2 protein-coding genes and 1 pseudogene are annotated in these 3,288 nt (G+C 66.7%); 2 read left to right on the top strand and 1 reads right to left on the bottom strand.

The window, feature by feature from the left end:
• The first annotated feature begins 132 nt into the window (after positions 1 to 132).
• Entirely contained in the window at positions 133 to 1,548 is a 1,416-nt protein-coding gene (locus ACXJKH_RS17350) for a cryptochrome/photolyase family protein (protein ID WP_457321181.1), read from the top strand.
• A 136-nt stretch (positions 1,549 to 1,684) separates the two neighbouring features.
• Positions 1,685 to 2,380, top strand: a complete 696-nt coding sequence (locus ACXJKH_RS17345) for an OmpA family protein (RefSeq protein ID WP_256774042.1) — start codon at positions 1,685 to 1,687, stop codon at positions 2,378 to 2,380.
• 355 nt (positions 2,381 to 2,735) lie between these two features.
• On the opposite strand, the pseudogene ACXJKH_RS17340 reads toward ACXJKH_RS17345, so the two are convergent.
• Positions 2,736 to 3,288, bottom strand: a pseudogene (locus ACXJKH_RS17340) (TonB-dependent receptor); the annotation flags it as partial.

Here is a 3,288-nt window from a genome sequence, read left to right as displayed (position 1 = left end):
GTTGCAGGGAAGGAGGCGAAGACTGGCCATCGCCTCGGGGAGGCACAACCGTATCCGCGCGGCGACGACCGGCACCGTCTTTCACGCGCGCTGGCTATCATGCGCCCTGTTTCCTCTCATTGGACGGTCGTCGTGTCGCTAGCGCTGGTGTGGTTCCGCCGAGATCTTCGTCTGCAGGACAACCCGGCCTTGCAGGCCGCGCTGGATGCTGGACACGTGCCGGTGCCGGTCTATATCCATGCGCCGCATGAGGAAGGCGATTGGGCGCCCGGTGGCGCGTCCAATGCCTGGCTGCACCGTTCGCTGGCCGCGCTCGATGCAGACCTGCGTGGCCGTGGCTCGTCGCTGGTGCTGTGTCGCGGCGACAGCCAGGCCGAACTTGAGCGGTTGATCGCCGCATCCGGTGCGGTGGCGGTGTACTGGAACCGCAAGTACGAACCGGCCACGCAGCCGCGCGATGCGAGGATCAAGCGCGACCTGCGCGAGCAGGGCATCGAGGCGCAGAGCCACAACGGCAGCCTGATGCTGGAGCCATGGGATATCACCACCCTGCAGGGTGGCCCGTACAAGGTGTTCACTCCGTACTGGCGCAACGCACTCACCCGCCTGCAGCTGCCCGCGCCGGTCCGTGCGCCGGCGTCGCTGCCGGCCCATCCGCTGCAGGGCGAGGCGCTCGATACGCTCGGCCTGGCGGCCACGTTGCCGTGGGATGCCGGGTTCTGGACGCACTGGCAGCCGGGCGAGGCGGGCGCGCAGGAGGCGTTGACGGTGTTCATCGACGGGGCGCTCAACGGCTATCGGCAGCAGCGTGACCTGCCCGACCGGGTGGGCACCTCGCTGCTGTCCCCGCATCTGCATTTCGGCGAGATTGCGCCGTGGCAGGTCGTGCATCAGTTGCAGCCGGCGCGCAGTGCCAGCCGCGACGCCGACATCGATGGCTACATCCGCGAACTGGGCTGGCGTGAATTCTCCCACCACCTGCTGCATCACTTCCCGCAGACCACCGACCACAACCTCAACCCGCGCTTCGACGGCTTCCGCTGGGCCGCGCCCAATGCGGGGCAGTTGCAGGCGTGGCAGCAGGGGCGCACGGGCATTCCGATCATCGATGCGGGTATGCGCGAGCTGTGGGCCACCGGCTACATGCACAACCGGGTACGCATGCTGGTGGCCAGTTTCCTGTGCAAGCACCTGCGCCAGCACTGGCGCGAGGGCGCGCGCTGGTTCTGGGACACGCTGGTGGATGCCGACCTGGCCAACAACACCATGGGCTGGCAGTGGGTGGCCGGCACCGGGGCGGATGCGGCGCCGTATTTCCGCATCTTCAATCCGGTGACCCAATCGGAGAAGTTCGATCCGCAGGCGCGTTACATCACCCGCTGGGTGCCCGAACTGGCTGCGTTGCCGTTGAAGGCGCGCTTTGCGCCCTGGCAGCATCCACACCTGCTGGCCGAACACGCACCGTCCTATCCGACGCTGCCGCTGGTCGATCTGGCCGCCGGGCGCGATGCGGCGCTGGCGGCGTACCGGCATACCGGCGGGGCATGAGCGGCGCCGGACAGGTCGGGTCAGAAACCTGAACGCGGGGGAGACGGCCGCACGTGTCGTCATGTCGGCATCGCGTCAGGCTGTTTATGCTCTTTCCCGCCCGCACGCCGATACACCGGTAACCAAGGAGAACATCATGATCCGACCCGCAACCCGTAACGTGGCCCTGGCCCTTATGACCGCCGCCGCTTTGTCGGCCTGCGCCACCGGCGGTTCGTACGTCCAGTCCGACCCCTACGGCAACCCGACCCAGCAGCAGAACAAGACCGGCCGCAATGCGCTGATCGGTACTGCCGTGGGCGTGGCCGCCGGTCTGCTCAGCGGCAACAGCGCTACCGAGCGCCGCCAGCACGCGATGATCGGTGCCGGTATCGGCGCGCTCAGTGGTGCGGCGATCGGCCAGTACCAGGATCGCCAGGAACGCGCGCTGCGCGAACGTACCGCCAACACCGGTATCGATGTGTCGCGTGATGGCGACAACCTGACCCTGAACCTGCCGGACGGCATCACCTTCGATTTCGGCAAATCCACGCTGAAGCCGCAGTTCTACGGCTCGCTCAACGGCGTGGCGAGCACGCTGGCCGAATACAACCAGACCATGATCGAAGTGGTCGGCCACACCGACAGCATTGGCAGCGACGCGGTCAACAATCGCCTGTCCAAGGAACGCGCCGACTCGGTCGCCGCCTACCTGACCGCCCAGGGCGTGCAGGGCGCGCGCATCGAAACCCTCGGCGCCGGCAAGGCGTATCCGATCGCCGACAACAGCACCGACGCAGGCCGCGCGCAGAACCGCCGCGTGGAGATCCGCGTGATTCCGCTGCGTCAGTAACATCTGGCGTTGCTGAGGCTCGGGCCACGTGCCGGAGCAAAAATGCCGCCTTTGTAGGCGGCATTTTTTTGTTTTTCTCCCATCGCTCCCGCAGGCACGGAACGCGCGCTACGACCTGTCAGACGCGGGGGTCGGGGGGCGGGCGCTGGGCCCCCATGCCCTTTCCGGCGACGCCCCCGGCCGCTACGGGGCCCTCACGCTCGCGACATGCCAGAGCGGAGACAGCACTTGATCCACACGGCGCCCAGGCGACCAAGCCACACGCATATCGCCGTGCGCCACGCGCCAAGGCCTTCGCAGAAGGACGCTCCCTCCATCGGGACAGGAGCGTCCTTTCTGTGGGGTGCCGACGCCCTCACCAGTCGTACTGCACCTGCAGCCGCGCATACCGCGGCGTGGTGTAGTAGCGCGCCTTGCCGTAGTTGAAGTAGTCGGTCACCGTCCCGGCGGAATTGACGTCGTAGCGCGCCTCATACACCTGCACCGGCTTGATCGAATTGAACAGGTTGATCACCGACAACTGCACGCTCAGCCCCGGCAGCGCGGCCGGCGAATACACCACGTTCGGGTTGACCGACATCGTCCACGGCGTGCGTCCACTGCTCCCCACCTTGGAAAGGTCGTCCATACCGACGTTGCAGGTGTGGAACACACCGCGATAGCCGAAGTCGGTATCGAAGGTGCCGTTGCCGCCGCCCAGGCAGCTGATCGGCGTCCCGGACTGCACCAGCAGATTCGCGCCCAGCTGCCACTGCGGGGTCAACTGGTAACTGCCGTACAGTTTGAAGCTGTGGCGACGATCATTGAACAGGTAGCCATCGGCGCCGTAGGACAGTTCCTTGAAGTCGAAGTCCGAGGTCGTGCCGGTGTCGTCCTGGCCGTTGGTGCTCTTCACCAGGCCTTCGTAG

The organism is Stenotrophomonas sp. P5_B8 (assembly GCF_054049855.1).
This window is presented reverse-complemented; position numbering and strand designations above follow the sequence as displayed.